Here is a 14999-nt window from a genome sequence, read left to right as displayed (position 1 = left end):
CCGGGGCGGCGGCGGGCTGGGGGGGGGGCGGGCCCCCCCGCCGGCCCCCCCGGGGGGGGCCCCCCCGCCCGGCGGCCCCCCCCCCCCGGGGGGGGGGGGGGCCCCCGGGGGCCCCCCCCGGCCCCGACGTGTCCTCCCGCCGGCGAACCGGCCCACGCCCTGCGCACGGGCCGACCAGTCGCCCGGCCGAGAGCGCGGGACGGCGGAATGCCGGAAAACCGACGGACGGCCACCGGCCTCGCTACGGTCGGTGCAGGGGCGGGACGGCCGACGCCGAGCCCGCCACCGCAGGAGCAGCCCGTGCCCACCCCGACGCCGGAGCCCGCCGGCCGGCGACCGCCGGTCCGCGACCCCGAGGCGCCGCGCCGGGTGACGCTGCTGGAACTCTTCTTCGACCTCGTCTACGTGGTGGCGCTCGCGCTGATCTCGCGGTACCTGATCGGCGGCGTCGGCTGGGAGCGGGCCGCCGAGTCACTGATCATGTTGATGGCGATCTGGTGGACGTGGGCGATCACCACCCTGGTCACCGACCTCTACGACCCGCAGCGCGCGGAGATCAAACTGCTGGTGGTGGCGGTGATGTTCGGCGCGCTGCTGATGACCACCGCCATCCCGGAGGCGTTCGGCGCCCGGGGGCTGGTCTTCGCCGGCACGTACGTGGCGATCCATCTCGGACGCGGCCTGTTCCTGCTGCCGGCGGTCCACCGGCACCCCGAGACCCGCCGCCGGGCCATCCGGGTCTCCGTCTGGTTCGCGGTGTCGGCGGTGCCCTGGCTGGTCGGCGCGGTCGCGGCGCACGGTGCCGCCCGGACGTGGTGCTGGGCCTCGGCGCTGGCCGTCGACTACCTCGGGTTCCGGCTGGCCTATCCGGTGCCCGGCCTGGGCGCGGTGCCGGACGCCCAGCGCAACGTGACCGCCGAGCACCTCTCCGAGCGCTACCAGCAGTTCTTCACCATCGCGTTGGGGGACGCGGTGCTGGTCTCCGGCACCGTGTTCAGCCTGCACCACTCCGAGGTGGAGAACATCGCCGCGTTCACCACCGCGTTCACCACCACGCTGCTGCTCTGGCGCGTCTACGTGCACCGGTCCGGCGAGCTGCTGCCGGACGCCATCGCCCGGTCGAGCCAACCGAGCCGGTTCCTCGACACCGCCCCGTACACCCACCTGCTGATGGTGGCCGGCGTGGTGACCACCGCGGCCGGCTTCGACCTGGTGCTCCGGGAGCCGACCGGGCACACCCCGCCGGCCTGGCTGGCGGTCATCCTCGGTGGGCCGGCGCTGTTCCTGGCCGGTCGGGCCGCCTTCGAGTACGAGGTGTTCAGCCGGGTGTCGCCGTCCCGCCCCGGTGGCGTCCTGGCGCTGCTCTGCATCGCGCCGGCGCTGCTGTTCCTCGCGCCGGTCCACGCCTCCGTCGGTGCGATGCTGGTGCTGGCCGGGGTGGCCGCGGCCGACCACCGGCGCAGCCGGGGCCGCCCGCCGGAGGAGCCGGCGCCCCCACACTGAGTCACCGGGCCGGTAATCGGAATCGGCCGTACCGGGGCCGGCGTGCCGTTTGACGGATCACCCGCGCGGGGTACATGGCCTCCACCTCGAATCCACCACAACCCCGTGGAGGCAACTGATGCGCGGCACCTCGATAGTCGGCGTCCTGGTCGTCATCTGGCTCATCATCGGCGCGATCGCCGCCGGCCAGCGCGGCTACTACGGCAACGATGACACCAACTGCGCGGAGGCGGGCACGATCCTGGTCACCATCGTCGCCGGCCCGCTGAACTACATCGGCGCCAACCCGAAGATCGACTGCAAGCTCCCGGAACCGTCCAAGTAGGTCCGCCGCACCTCGTACTCCTCGCACTCCCCCGGCCCGCGCCCGCCCAGCGAGCGCGGGCCGTTTCGCTGCTCGGATCAGCCACGTCACCACCTCCAGCGCATCCTAGGAGGCTGGGTTCGTTGCTCCGCGACGATGAGCCGGGGTGTTAAAAGGGGGCCCCTCCTCTACCGAATGCGTTAAAAGGGGGCCCCTCCTTACCCCTCACCCGCCGACGTGGATGCCGGGGCGACGGGTGGGGTCCGGCTCGGACTTGCGGATGATCTCCCGGACCACCGGCGGCGTGTCACCGCGCCCCAGGATCAGGTAGCGCAGCAGGTGGGCGATCGGATTCCCCTCCGACCACTCGAAGTGGCAGTGTGGGCGTACCCCGGTGGCGTCGCGCAGCGCGAGCAGGATCGCGGCGATCGCGTTCGGCGCGGCGGGGCTGCGGGCCCGCAGGATCCGGTACTCGCCGACCTCCACCCCGTGCACCCGCAGCACGTGGCTGAACTGCGACGGGTCGCTCACGTCGATCTCCAGGAAGAGCACGTCGGCGGCACCGGGCACCGGGTTCATCGACCGCTGCGCCCGCTCCTTGACCCGGTACTCCTTCACCGACCCGCTCTGCCGCTTGTTGGCGATGACGTGCAGTCTCCCGTCCCGGACGACGGACTCGTCGACGAACCGGCGGGCCGGGCCGTCGAACTCGATCCGCTCGGCGCGCAGCTCGGTGGTCCGGGTGACCCGGGAGATCAACGAGACCGCGACGATCCCGGCGATGAAGAACCCGGAGATGGTGATGCCGTCCGGCTTCGCCACCACGTTCTCCGCGAGCGCGTACAGCAGCACGGTGGTGAGCAGCGCGAACCCGGCCGCGGCGAGCCGGTGCCGGGCGCGCGCCGCCGAGATGGTCACCGCGATCGCGCCGGAGACCATCATCGCCAGGATGCCGGTGGCGTACGCGCCGGCCTGGGCGTTGACGTCGGCGGAGAAGGCGACAGTGATGGCGATGCTGATCGCGGTGTAGACCAGCACCACCGGGCGGACCGCCCGTCCCCACTCCGGCGCCATCCCGTACGACGGCAGGTAGCGGGGCACGATGTTGATCAACCCGGCCATCGCCGAGGCGCCGGCGAACCAGAGGATGAGCACGCTGCTGACGTCGTAGACGGTGCCGAACACCTCGCCGAGGCGCTCGTGGGCGAGGAACGCCAGCGCCCGGCCGTTGGCCGCCCCGCCGGGGGCGAACGCGGCCGGCGGGATCAGCACGGTGGTGACGAACGTGGTGGCGACCAGGTAGACCGACATGATCAGCGCGGCGGTGGTGAGCAGCCGTCGGGTGCTGCGGATCCGGGCGGCCAGCCGGCGCTCCGGGTCGGCGCCGTCGCCCCGGACCAGCGGCATCATGCTCACCCCGGTCTCGAAGCCGGAGAGCCCCAGCACCAGCAGCGGGAACGCGAGCACGCTGGTGGCCAGCACGTCGCCGGCGCCGCCGACCCGGGTCAGCCGGCCGGTCCAGTCGGTGAGCAGCCCCGGGTCGGCGGCGATCGCGGCGAGCCCGGCGACCACCACTACCGCGTTCAACGCCAGGAAGACCGCCACCAGCGGAATGGCGACCTGCACGGCCTCGCTGAAGCCGAGCAGGAAGACGCCGCCGAGCACCAGCAGCAGCACCACGGTCACCAGCACCGCGGCGGTCGTGCCGTGCGGGAACGACGCGGGCAGCACCGGGTTCTCCAGCAGGTGCACGCTGGCATCGGCGGCGGAGAGCGTGATCGTGATGATCCAGGAGGTGGCCACGAAGCCGAGCAGCACCAGCACGAAGAGCTTGCCGCGCCAGAACGGCAGCAGCCGCTCCAGCATGGCCACCGAGCCCTGCCCGTGCGGGCTCTCCCGGGCCACCCGCCGGTACATCGGCAGCATGCCGAGCAGCGTCAGCGCCACGATGAGCAGGGTGGCCAGCGGGCTGAGCGCGCCGGCCGCGACCGCGGCGATGCCGGGCAGGTAGGACAGGGTGGAGAAGTAGTCGACGCCGGTCAGGCACATCACCTGCCACCACGGGTGGGCCCGCGCCTGGTGCTCCCCGACCTCCGGGCCGACCGGCTCGACCCGGTGCTGGAACAGCCAGCGGTGCAGCCGGTCGGCCGGGGCCGCCGGTCGGGCCGGCGCCGCCACCCGCTCCGGCAGCGTGCCCGGGGCGCGGACGGCCCGGTCGCCGGGCTCGGCGTGCCGGCCGGCCCGGGCCGCGGCGGCGGCGTGCGCCTCGCGGCGGCGGTCCCGCGTACGCCGGGGCTGCTCCCCGTCCCGTGCCTGCGCCATCTGCTTCCCTCCGGCCCCCTGATCACGGTAGGCGGTGGCCGGGGCGTGGCCCGGCGGAACCGGTCAAGCACCGCCGGAAGAACCGGGCGCCAGCGCGTCGCGCAGTGCCGTCGGGTCGGCGACCGTCACGGTGACCGCCGGGTGTCGGGGCCAGGGGCCGGGCGCCAGCGCCGGCACCGGCTCGTCGAACCGGAGGCAGAGGCCGCCGGCGACGCTGCTGCCGAACGTCACACCGCCGTCGGCCAGCGACAGGTGCGGTCCGACCGCCCGCCACCAACGGTACGGGCCGCTCAGCTCGACATCGACGACATTGGCCGGGGTGGTCCGCAGCCGCCACGGGCCGAACCGGACGACCAGCGCGTCCGGGGCGAGTTCCACCGCGGCGGTCCCCGACCGCACCCCGAGCAGGGCCAGCGGCAGCCGGAACGCGGGGTCGAAGCGGAACGGGAAGTGGCGGACCGGACTCGGCGGGCCGGTCGGTTCGGGATACGACACGGCCCCGTCGTACCCGGCCGGGCCGGCTCGACACCCGCCGGACGGCGTCCCCGCGTCCCGCGCCCGGACGGCGGGACGCGGGGACCCCCCGTCCCGGCTACTGCAGGAACGCCCCGAGGGGCGACAGCAGCAGCCGGCCGAGCAGCGCGGCGTTGTCGTCCAGCCGCGTCCGCTCACACTCGCGGGCGTCCGGGTCGTGGCGGCAGTGCCAGATCTTCTGCGCGTTGCGCCAGGCCACGTTGCGGGTGTATTCCACCAGCTCGCCCTGGTACCAGTCGTCGATGTCGCCGTTCACCATGTCGATCATGAGCTGCCAGTGGTCCAGGTAGCCCCGGCGCAGCTCCGGGATCCGCTCGGCGAAGATCTTGTTGATCTCCAGGTAGTCGCGGTGCTGGTCACTGCCGTCGACCGGCTCGGACTCCAGGCTCTCCAGCGTCGTCACGAGCGCGAACGGCAGGTCGTAGTTGATGTGCGCGTTCACCCCGGCGGCGGCCGACGGCAGCGGCCGGGCGTCCGGCCCGCGCATCCGCTTGAACAGGCACGACCAGGCCCGCGGCGTGCTCGGGCTGGCGTCGGTCCAGAACCGCAGCGCCTCGAAGTAGCGGGCGGCGAACTCCACGTCGAGCCGGGCCAGGAACGCCGGGTCGACGAACCGGTCCTCGTAGAGGCCGTCGAGCACCGTGCTGGTGATCACCAGGTAGAGCCGGTTGAAGTCGGCGAGCGGGCAGCTCGCCTCCAGCGGCGGCAGCCGGACCAGCAGGTCCTGGAGCTTGGTGAGATGGTCGACGACCGCCGGCACGTCGGCGGGGTGGTCGGCGAGCAACCCGACGATGTCCTGGTGCACGGGACCCCAGACCGGTTCGGTCATCTCTCCTCCACGATGGTCGGCGCCCCCACGACGCCATCCGATTCCGCCGGACAGCCTGCCAGCCGCCGCCCCCGGGTCGGATCAGTAGAACGACGTATTGCCGGCGTACGTCTATTCCGGACGGTTACGCAGGAAGATGGCGCTGGCCTGCACCCGCGTGCGGACCTGGAGCTTGTCGAAGATGTGCGACACGTGCACGCCGATGGTCCGCTCGCTGATGAACAGCCGCTGGCCGATCTCCTTGTTCGTCAGCCCCTCGGCGACCGCGGCGAGCACCTCCCGCTCGCGCGCGGTCAACACCGCCAGCTCGTCCACCGCCGGCGCCGCGGGCGCCGCGCGCGGCCGGGGCGCCGGCGCCGGGGCCGGCGCGTCGTCCAGGGTGACCCGGGCCCGACCGGCCAGGGTACGGATCTCCGCGCTGAGCGGCACCGCGCCGAGCGCCTGCGCGGTCGCGTGCGCCTGGCGCAGCAGCTTGCCGGCGGTGGCCATCCGGCTGCGCCGGGCCAGCAGCGCCTCGGCCTGCCGCAACCGGGAGTACGCCGCCGGGTAGGGATGGTGGCGCCGGTCCCACTCGGTGGCCGAGCGGCCCCACAGCTCGGGATCGCCCCGGCCGTCGTCGAGCCGGCTCAGCTCGGCGTCGCAGAGCGCCAGGAAACCGTCCGCGACATACCGCACCGGGGCGCCCGCCTGTGCGCTCTTGCGGGTCACCCGGTCGACCACCTCACGTAGCCGGCGCACCGCGGTCGGGTCCACCTCGACCGTGCGGCTGGCCGCCGCCTCGGCCTCGGCCCGCAGCCCGTGCCAGGCCAACGTGGCCAGCACGATGACGTCGTCGGAGCGGCTCTCGGTCAGGCCCCGCTGGACGGCCTGCCGGGCCAGGTCGTGCCGACCCTGCCACATCGCCAGCCCGGCGCGCAGGATGAGCATCGGCAACACGTGCCGGGCGCCGCCGCCGGCCAGCACCGTGGCGACCGCCTCCAGGTCACGGTCGGAGGCCTCGACGTCGCCGTACCCGACGGAGAGCCGGCACCGGGCGAGCAGCAACTCGACCGCGTCCGCGCCGGACGGCCGGTGCCGCAGCGCGGCGGCGACGACCTTCTCCGCCTCCGCCCACTGCCCCACCCGGAACAGCCCGTTCGTCGCCACGGCCAGCAGCCGGGTCCCCCAGGTGCGGCCGAGACCCAGCTCGGCGACGCGCTCGGCGCCGCGGCGGGCCACCACGACACCCTCCTCCAGGATGTTGAGCGGCCCGGTGAGCAGCTCGGCGAGGTGCAGGTACGCGCAGGCCACGTCCTCCGGCCGGCCGGACGACTCGGCGGTCTCCAGCGCCCGGCGCATCACCGCCAGCCCGTCCGCCGGGTCGCCCAGGAACGCCTCGCTGAAGCCGAGCGCGGCGCTGGCCAGCACCACCTCGGACGTCGAGCCGGGCACCCCGGCGGCCAAGTCGAGCGCCTCCCGGGCCTGCTCGCCGGCCTCGGCGTAGCGACCCAGGTGCAGCAGCAGCTCGGCCCGGCGGGCGGCGGCGGTGCACCGCTCGTGCGGCGTGCAGTCGGTCGAGGACAGCACCCGCCGGTACTCCTCCTCGGCCGGCGCGGAACGGCCGGCGGCGGCCAGGTAGCGGGCCCGCCGGACGTGCAGCGCGCAGGTCGGGGGGCCCGCCGGATCGGCCGACAGCTCCGCCAGCAGGGTCAACGCCCGGGCGTGCTCTCCGCTGTGGTGCGCGGCCTCGGCGGCGTGGCTGAGCAGCTCGACGCGGTCCACCTCGACGGGTTCCGGCCGCCCACCGTCGGGCGGCCCCACGGCCGGCGCCGCGGCCAGCGTCAGCGCGGCGGACCAGTGGCGGTGCGCCTCGGCGTACCCGTGCAGCCGTTCCGCCTCGCGGGCGGCGGCCATCGCCGCCGGCAGCGCCCGGGCCGGCTCGCCGGCCTGCCGCCAGTGGTGGGCCAGCCGGGCCTGGTGCAGCTCGGCCGGGGCGGCGGTGAGCGCCTCCGCGTAGCGGCGGTGCAGCGCGGCCCGCTCGGCGGGCAGCAGCTCGTGGGCCAGGATCTCGGCGACCAGCCGGTGCCGCAGCCGGTAGCCGTCGTCGGCGCCGACCAGCAGGCGGTGCGCCACCGCCTCGCGTACCGCGTCGAGCAGTTCGTCCTCGGGCAGCCGCACCACCTGAGCCAGCAACCAGTGCTCGACCGGCTCGACGCCGGCGGCGACCGCCTGCACCACTGCGTGCGCCGGCTGGGGCAGCGCGTCGACCCGCCCCAGGAAGACCTCGCGCAGCGTGTCGGAGAGGCCGTCGCGGCCGTCCCGCCGGTCGCGGGCCAGCTCCTCCACCACGAACGGGTTGCCGCCGCTGCGCTGCCACAACTGGTCGGCGGCCTCCGACGGCAGCGGCGCGCCGACGATCGCGGCGGCCAGCTCGTCCGTGCCGGCCCGGTCCAGCGGAAGCAGGTCGACCACCTGGACGGAGCGCAACCGGCGCAGCTCGGCGAGCACGCGGCGCAGCGGGTGCGCGCCCCGCAGCGACTCCGCGCGGATCGCGGCGAGCACGGACAGTTGCAGGTCACCCAGGCCGGCGAGCAGATAGAGCAGGAGCTGGCGGGTGCTCCGGTCGACCCACTGGAGGTCGTCGAGGACGAGCACCAGCGGCCGGCCGCCGGCCACCAGGTGCAGCCCCTGGGCGACCCGTTCCAGCAGCGCGCCGGCGCCGTCCGGGCCGGGGGTCTCCTCGTCGAACACCTGCAGCAGGCCGCGGACCGCCGAGGTGGTGCGCGCCTCGGCCAGATCGGCGTCGAGCCGGCGCAACGCCTGACGCACCGGGTGCAGCGGCGAGGCGTCACCGATGTCGAGGCAGGTGCCGGTGAGCACCAGCGCACCGGCCTGCCGCACCTGCTCCCCGACCTCGCTCAGCAGCCGGGTCTTGCCCACCCCGCTCTCGCCGCTGAGGAAGACCGCCGCGGTGTGCCCCGGGGCGACGTCGTCGAGCAGCGCCGAACGCAGCGTCGCCACGGTCCCGGCACGGCCGACGAGCGGTGCGGTGTCCACGTCGCTGGCCATGGGACGCAGCCTAGTCACAGGTCCCCGCACCGTTCTACGGCCTTCCGGGCCCTGTGGTACCTCTCGCGTCGACAACACGACTAACGGTTGCGCGTGGTCGACATACGTCGTCCTACCGATCCCCCGAGGACCCGGTGGTGAAAGTGTCCGGAGGTCGTCGGGCACCGGACCAGGGAAAGGGTGGGTGCGATGTTGATCACCACGCCCGTGGCGAGTCGGGAAGCCGCACCCGCGGCGCACTGGCCGGTCCCGGAGGAACGCCGCACCGTCACGGTGCTCTTCGTCGACATCGTCGGCTCGACCGGCCTGGTGGAACGACTCGACCCGGAGGACGTGCGGACGCTGCAACGGGTCTACTTCGGCACCGTGTCCGGCGTGCTGCGGCGGTGGCGGGGCGTGGTGGAGAAGTACGTCGGCGACGCCGTGATGGCCCTGTTCGGCGTGCCCGACGGCGACGGCTTCGACGCGTACCGGGCGGTGCGGGCCGGGCTGGAGATCCAGGCCGCGCTGGACCGGCGGTCACCGGGCGACACCCGGCTGCGGGTACGCGTCGGCGTGGCGACCGGCGAGGTGCTGGTGGACCTGACCGGCGCCCGCGACGGCGGCCACGGCGCGGCCAGCGGCGCGGTGATCACCACCGCGGCCCGGCTCCAGGAGTACGCCCCGCCGGGCGGCGTGGTCGTCTGCCCGGTCACCCGGCGGGCGGTCGCCGGCCTGGTGGAGCAGCGTCCACTCGCCACCATGACGATGGCCGGCAAGGCGCTCCCGCTGGACGTCTGGCGGGTGACCGGGGTGTCCCCGCACCGGCCGGCCCGGCACCGGGGCCCGCTGGTGGGCCGCCGGCGCGAACTGGCCGACGCGGCCGACGCGGTCACCCGGGCGCTGCGCGAACGCCATCCACGGTGGATCTCCCTGAGCGGGCCGCCCGGCAGCGGCCGCAGCCGGCTGCTGCACGAGCTGACCCGCGCCGTGACCCAGGTGGACGGCACCGCGGTGCGCTGGTGCGTGGCGCACTGCCCCCCGTACCCGGAGGGGGACCTGGCGCCGCTGGCCGAGCTGGTCCGCGCGCTGCTCACGCCGGACGCGCCCGGCCGACCGGCCACCGTACGCGCGCTGCCCGGCTCCGCCACGGGCGCCGCCGGGTGGGCCGCGACCAGCCCCGCCCTGACCGCGTTCCTCGCCGCGCCGCGCGACGCCGCCGCGGCGGCCCGGGCCGCGGTGGCCGCCCGCGAACTGCTGCTCGACCAGGCCGCCGGACGCCCGGTGGTGGTGGCGGTGGACGACCTCGACCGGGCCGCGCCGGCGCTGCACCGGTTCCTGGGCCAGTTGTACGCCGCGGCCGGCGACCGCGGGCTGGCGCTCGCGGTGGTCACCACCCACGGCGCCGGCCGCGCCGACCCCCGGCCGGGCCCGCCCGCCCGGCGGGTGCGGATCTGGCTGCCGCCGCTGGGCGCGCGGGACACCGGCCGCCTGCTGCGGCACCTGCTGGACCGGGCCGGCCGGCCCGCCGCGCTGGCCGCCACGCTCATGCCGCTGGTCGGCGGCAACCCGGCCGTCGCGGCCGCGTACGCCGCAGCCGACGCCGGGGACGAACCGGCCGGGGTGCCGGCCCCGGTCCGCCGGCGGGTGGACGCCCGGCTGGACCGGCTGGACGGGGCGCAGCGCGCGGTGCTGATGGCGGGCGCGGTGGTCGGCGGCACGCTCGTCGCGGCGACCGTCGAGCGGATGCTCGCCTGGCCGGCCGGGCAGGCCGGGCCGGTGCTACGCGCCCTGGCCTCGGTCGGGCTGTTGCGCCGCACCGGTGCCGTACCCGACCCGGGAACCGGCGGAGACGCGGATCCCGGAGGGCCGACCGGTGCGCGCGAGTGGGCCGATGCGGACCCCCGGGCGGGCGTGGACGTCACCGCCGGCGGGAGCACAGCCGGCTCGTGCACCACACCGGTCACCCCCGGCGTGCGCATCACCGCCGGCTCGGACGGCTCGAACCGCTCGGACGGCTGGACGATCGTCGAACCGGTGGTGGCCCGGGTGGCCGCGCACCGGCTGCCGCGCGCGGTGCGGGCGGACTTCGTCCGCCGGCTGAGCGGCGGGCCGATGACGGCGATGCGGGCCGACCGCATCGGCGTGCTCGTCGCCGTCCGGTCCGGCGTCGACACCGGGCCGCGCAGCGACGCGCGCTCCGGTGCCGGTGCCGGTGCCGGTGCCGGTGCCGGTGCCGGTGCCGGTGCCGGTGCCGGTGCCGGTGCCGGTGCCGGTGCCGGTGCCGGTGCCGAGGCCCGGCCCGGCATGGTGTGGGGGGCCCGCGTCGGGACGGGTTCCGGCGTCGGGCGGGGGGCCCGCGTCGGGACGGGTTCCGGCATGGGGTGGGGGGCCGGCGTCGGGCCGGGGACCGGCGTCGCTGATCGGGGGGTCAGCGGCAGTCCGGGTGTCGGCGCGGGGCGTCATGTGGCCGGAAGGCCGGATGAGGCTCCCGCCGCGCGTCGACCGACGCCGGTGGGGACCGGCGCCCCCGGGTGGGGCGCCGAGGAGCGGGCGACCTGCCCGCTCGGGGCGGGGCGGTCGCGCCGGTCGGGTGGAGGGGCCCGACCGGCGCCCGCCCCACCCTCCGGGCCGGACGGGACCGGCGCGCCCCGTCCGGCGCCGGCGCGATCGGGGTACGCCGACGCGGCCGTCACCCGGGCCACCCCGTCGAGGGCGACCGGCCGGCAACGGGACGCCCCGGTCGACGGCGGACGGAACGGACCGGTCGACCGCGGACGGGACGGGTCGGGTTCCCCGGTCCAGGTCAGGCCGGCCGGCGCGGCACCGATCGCGCCGGGCGGCCCGGCGCCGCTCGGCTGGGTGTCCGGCCCGCCCGAACGGGCGGACCGCGGCCGGCGAACAGCGGCGTCGCCCGACGCCACGATCGGGTTGGCCGCCTGAGCGTTACGCCCGGGTCGGAGCGGGCACGGGGCCACTCCGGCCCGGGCGGCGCCCGGAAACGGTCACGCCCGCCGACGCTGGCTCGGCGGGACGCGGTCGGCGCACCCGCCAGCACATCGATCTTGGAGTTGTGGCACCTCCGATACCCGGAGCAAACAGACATACACTGGCACCACAAGTCCAAGATCGGCGAGGCGGGTCGGCGAGGCGGGACGGGGACGGGGGCGGGCGGGGGCGGGGTGGGAGGGGGCGGGAGGGGCGGGGTCAGGGCGGGGCTAGGAAGGTCAGGACCCGGTGTTCGGCCAGCGCGGCGGCCGACGCGTCGAAGTCGGGCGAGTCCGGGTCGGTGAACAGGTGCCCGGAGCCTGGGTAGCGGTGCACGACCACCTCCGCGCCGGCCGCGGTCATCGCCTGCCGCCACTCGTCCACCTCGGCCGACGGCTCGTACTCGTCGGGGTCGGCGAGGTGCAGCCGCACCGGCAGCCCGGGACGCGCCGAGTCGGGTCCGCCGCCGGTGCCGTGCATCAGCAGCAGCGCCGCCGCCCGGGGCCGCTCGGCCAGCAGCGCGCCGGCGATGCCGGCTCCCATCGAGAACCCGGCCAGCACGGTCTCGGCGGGCAGCGCGGCGACCGCCCGGCGGGCACGGTCCAGCACCGTCCCGTGGCCGATCGTGCCGAGCAGCGCGAAACCGGCCTCCACCGTCGCCGCGGCCGGCGCCTCGTACAGGTCGGGGGTGGTCACCCGGTGCCCGGCGGCCCGCAGCCGGTCGGCGGCGGCCAGCACGGCGGGCCGCAACCCGTGGACGGGGTGCAGGAGCAGGACGTGGGCCATCGGCCCATCGTCGCGCGTGCGGGCGCGGCCACGCGGCGGCGCGCCGGGTCAGTCGCGGGCGACGACCCGGCTGCGCCCCCGGAACTCGGCCACCACCTCGTCGCCGCGCCGCACGGTGACGTCGTAGATGCCGCTGCGGCCGTGCCGGACCCGCTCGGTGGCGTACGCCTCCAGCACGTCGCCCTCGCGCACCGGGCGCAGGAAGCTGATCTCGCCGCCGGCGGCCACGGTGGCCGGGCCGTGGCTGTTGCAGGCCAGCGCGAACGCGGTGTCGGCGAGCAGGAACACGAAACCGCCGTGGCCGATCGCGTGGCCGTTGAGCATCGCCGGGGTGACCCGCATCCGGGCCACCGCCGCGCCGTCGCCGGCCGAGACCAGCTCGATGCCGAGCCCCTTCGAGGCGACGTCGGCGTCGAACATGGCGTGGGCCGCGGTACGCCCGCCGTCGTCCGGCATCTCAGTGCTCCCGCCGCTGGTCGACGATGCGGCGCATCTTGCCCATCGACCGCTCCACCCCGTCCGGCTCGATCACCCGGACCGCCACGGAGACCCCGATGGTGTTCTTGACCTGCTCGACCAGCGCCGCCCCGGCCCGCTCGGCGTCGGCCACGGCGGCGTCGACGCGCCGCTCCACGCGGACGGTGAGGGTGTCCAGCCGTCCCTGCCGGTCGAGTACGCACTGGAAGTGTGGCGACAGCGCGGGGGCGCGCAGGATCAGCTCCTCGATCTGGGTCGGGAAGACGTTCACCCCCCGGACGATCATCATGTCGTCGGTGCGTCCGGCGATCTTCTCGATCCGCCGCATGGTGCGGGCCGTGCCGGGCAGCAGCCGGGTCAGGTCGCGGGTGCGGTAGCGGACCACCGGCATGGCCTCCTTGGTGAGCGACGTCAGCACCAGCTCACCCCGCTCCCCGTCGGGCAGCACCGCGCCGGTGACCGGGTCGATGATCTCCGGATAGAAGTGGTCCTCCCACAGGTGCAGGCCGTCCTTGGTCTCCACGCACTCGACCGCCACACCGGGGCCCATCACCTCGGACAGGCCGTAGATGTCCAGCGCGTGCAGATCCAGCCGCTGTTCCAGCTCCCGACGCATGTCCTCGGTCCACGGCTCGGCCCCGAAGATGCCCACCCGCAGCGAGGTGGCGCGCGGGTCGACGCCCTGGCGTTCCATCTCGTCCACGATGGCCAGCATGTAGCTGGGGGTGACCATGATGACCTCCGGTTCGAGGTCGCGGATCAGCATGACCTGCCGCTCGGTCATCCCGCCGGACACCGGGACGACTGTGCACCCCAGCTCCTCGGCGCCGTAGTGCGCGCCCAGGCCGCCGGTGAACAGGCCGTACCCGTACGCGACGTGCACCCGGTCACCGCGCCGGCCGCCGGCGGCCCGGATCGAGCGCGCCATCAGCGTGGCCCAGGTGTCCAGGTCGGCGCGGGTGTAGCCGACCACGGTGGGGCGTCCGGTGGTGCCGGAGGAGGCGTGCAGCCGGGCGATCCGTTCCCGCGGCACGGCGAACATGCCGAACGGGTAGTTCTCGCGCAGCTCGGCCTTGGCGGTGAACGGGAAGCGGGCCAGGTCGGCCAGGTCGCGGACGTCGTCGGGGTGCGCGCCGGCCGCGTCGAACGCGCGCCGGTAGTGCGGCACGTGCGCGTACGCGTGCCGCAGCGAGTCGCGCAACCGGTCCAACTGGAGCGCCCGCAGCTCGTCGACGCCGATCCGCTCGACGGGATCCAGCTCGTCCGGACGAGGGGTGCGGTCCTGCACGGTTGCCTCCTGCGCGACGGTCCCGACGCCGCCGCGCCGGGCGGGATGCCGATCACCGTACGCCCGTACGGACCGTCCTGCCAGGTCAGCGCCGCCAGCGGGACGGCGGCGGTCAGCGGCCGACCGGCAGGCGGTGCAGCGCGTCGACCAGCGGGGCCAGCTCGGGGGTGCGTCCGGCCTCGGCCAGCGCGTCGGTGAGCACCGGCGGCGGCCTCCGCCGCGAGCTGCTCGCCTTCACCCGACCACAGGTCTGGTTCTCCCTGGTGGTCACCGTGCTCGGCTTCGGCGGCATGTTCGGCGCGTTCACCTACATCGCGTACACGCTGACCGAGGTGAGCGGCTTCGCCACCACCACCGTCCCGTGGCTGCTGGTGCTCTTCGGCGTCGGCCTGTTCGCCGGCAACCTCGCCGGCGGCCGGGCCGCCGACCGGTCGCTGCCCGCCACGCTGATCGCCGTACTCGCGGCGCTCACAGTGGTGCTGGTCGGCTTCGCGCTGACCGTCGTCGCGCTGGTGCTGATGGGCGCGTTCGGCTTCGCCACGGTGCCGCCGCTGCAGATGCGCATCATGAAGTACGCCGACCAGGCGCCCACGCTGGCCTCCGGCGCCAACATCGCGGCGTTCAACCTCGGCAACGCGCTCGGCGCCTGGATCGGCGGCCTGACGATCGGTGCCTGCCTGGGCTTCACGGCCCCGATCTGGGCCGGCGCCGCACTCACCCTGCTCGGCCTCGCGGTACTCCTGGCCGCCAAGCACGCCGCCCGCCCCACCCCCACCCTGACCAACACCCCAACCTGACCCACCCTCCCCACCCCTCCCCTCCCCACCCCCGCATCGTCGATCTTGCGGTTTCGGTCTGCGGAATGCCCTTCTCGCGAACTTTGTCGGGTCACTAAGTGCAAGATCGCCGGAGCGGAGGGCGAGGGACGGGACGGGGTGGGG

At 75.6% G+C, this 14999-nt stretch carries 11 protein-coding genes; 4 read left to right on the top strand and 7 right to left on the bottom strand.

Features of this window, described 5'->3' with window-relative positions; translation table 11 throughout:
- Positions 1-300 precede the first annotated feature (300 nt).
- The gene (locus ACH495_RS12975) at positions 301-1503 is read left to right on the top strand and encodes a low temperature requirement protein A (protein ID WP_396857910.1); all 1203 of its coding nucleotides are present in this window, start codon (positions 301-303) and stop codon (positions 1501-1503) included.
- 118 nt (positions 1504-1621) lie between these two features.
- On the top strand, positions 1622-1828 hold the full coding sequence (locus tag ACH495_RS12970) for a hypothetical protein (RefSeq protein WP_091574126.1): 207 nt from the start codon (positions 1622-1624) through the stop codon (positions 1826-1828).
- A gap of 204 nt (positions 1829-2032) precedes the next feature.
- On the opposite strand, the gene ACH495_RS12965 is transcribed toward ACH495_RS12970, so the two are convergent.
- The 4 genes from ACH495_RS12965 to ACH495_RS12950 form a co-directional block, all read right to left on the bottom strand.
- Complete coding sequence (locus ACH495_RS12965) at positions 2033-4129, bottom strand: amino acid transporter (protein WP_396857909.1); 2097 nt, start codon at positions 4127-4129, stop codon at positions 2033-2035.
- A gap of 63 nt (positions 4130-4192) precedes the next feature.
- Positions 4193-4624 (bottom strand): hypothetical protein, encoded by a 432-nt coding sequence (locus ACH495_RS12960; protein WP_396857908.1) that lies wholly within the window; start codon positions 4622-4624, stop codon positions 4193-4195.
- 97 nt (positions 4625-4721) lie between these two features.
- On the bottom strand, positions 4722-5492 hold the full coding sequence (locus tag ACH495_RS12955) for a DUF5995 family protein (protein WP_396857907.1): 771 nt from the start codon (positions 5490-5492) through the stop codon (positions 4722-4724).
- Positions 5493-5603: 111 nt separating this feature from the next.
- Positions 5604-8540 carry a helix-turn-helix transcriptional regulator gene (locus ACH495_RS12950; RefSeq protein WP_396857906.1) on the bottom strand — a complete coding sequence of 979 codons (2937 nt, stop codon included), beginning with the start codon at positions 8538-8540 and terminating at the stop codon, positions 5604-5606.
- 189 nt (positions 8541-8729) lie between these two features.
- On the opposite strand from ACH495_RS12950, the gene ACH495_RS12945 reads away from it, so the two are divergent.
- Positions 8730-11462 carry an AAA family ATPase gene (locus ACH495_RS12945; RefSeq protein ID WP_396857905.1) on the top strand — a complete coding sequence of 911 codons (2733 nt, stop codon included), beginning with the start codon at positions 8730-8732 and terminating at the stop codon, positions 11460-11462.
- A 264-nt stretch (positions 11463-11726) separates the two neighbouring features.
- Here the strand turns inward: ACH495_RS12945 and ACH495_RS12940 are convergent, their stop codons facing one another.
- Genes ACH495_RS12940 through paaK form a run of 3 tightly spaced genes read right to left on the bottom strand, consistent with a single transcriptional unit; the run spans position 11727 to position 14058 of the window.
- On the bottom strand, positions 11727-12293 hold the full coding sequence (locus ACH495_RS12940; protein ID WP_396857904.1) for a dienelactone hydrolase family protein: 567 nt from the start codon (positions 12291-12293) through the stop codon (positions 11727-11729).
- Positions 12294-12341: 48 nt separating this feature from the next.
- Positions 12342-12749, bottom strand: a complete 408-nt coding sequence (gene paaI / locus ACH495_RS12935; RefSeq protein WP_396857903.1) for a hydroxyphenylacetyl-CoA thioesterase PaaI — start codon at positions 12747-12749, stop codon at positions 12342-12344.
- Between the two features lies 1 nt (position 12750).
- Positions 12751-14058 carry a phenylacetate--CoA ligase PaaK gene (paaK, locus tag ACH495_RS12930; RefSeq protein ID WP_396857902.1) on the bottom strand — a complete coding sequence of 436 codons (1308 nt, stop codon included), beginning with the start codon at positions 14056-14058 and terminating at the stop codon, positions 12751-12753.
- A 194-nt stretch (positions 14059-14252) separates the two neighbouring features.
- On the opposite strand from paaK, the gene ACH495_RS12925 reads away from it, so the two are divergent.
- A complete protein-coding gene (locus ACH495_RS12925) occupies positions 14253-14855 on the top strand; it encodes a hypothetical protein (RefSeq protein WP_396857901.1) in 603 nt (200 codons plus the stop codon).
- Positions 14856-14999: the final 144 nt, after the last annotated feature.

The organism is Micromonospora sp. NPDC018662, from assembly GCF_044391475.1.
In the GTDB taxonomy this organism is placed as follows: domain Bacteria; phylum Actinomycetota; class Actinomycetes; order Mycobacteriales; family Micromonosporaceae; genus Micromonospora.
The sequence above is the reverse complement of the archived record's forward strand: the minus strand, read 5'-3'. Positions and strand labels throughout refer to the sequence as shown.

Coding starts and splice junctions, on each gene's coding strand:
- ACH495_RS12970 (WP_091574126.1), top strand. CDS start 1,622: ATGCGCGGCACCTCGATAGTCGGCGTCCTGGTCGTCATCTGGCTCATC.
- ACH495_RS12965 (WP_396857909.1), bottom strand. CDS start 4,129: ATGGCGCAGGCACGGGACGGGGAGCAGCCCCGGCGTACGCGGGACCGC.
- ACH495_RS12955 (WP_396857907.1), bottom strand. CDS start 5,492: ATGACCGAACCGGTCTGGGGTCCCGTGCACCAGGACATCGTCGGGTTG.
- ACH495_RS12950 (WP_396857906.1), bottom strand. CDS start 8,540: ATGGCCAGCGACGTGGACACCGCACCGCTCGTCGGCCGTGCCGGGACC.
- ACH495_RS12945 (WP_396857905.1), top strand. CDS start 8,730: ATGTTGATCACCACGCCCGTGGCGAGTCGGGAAGCCGCACCCGCGGCG.
- ACH495_RS12940 (WP_396857904.1), bottom strand. CDS start 12,293: ATGGCCCACGTCCTGCTCCTGCACCCCGTCCACGGGTTGCGGCCCGCC.
- paaI (WP_396857903.1), bottom strand. CDS start 12,749: ATGCCGGACGACGGCGGGCGTACCGCGGCCCACGCCATGTTCGACGCC.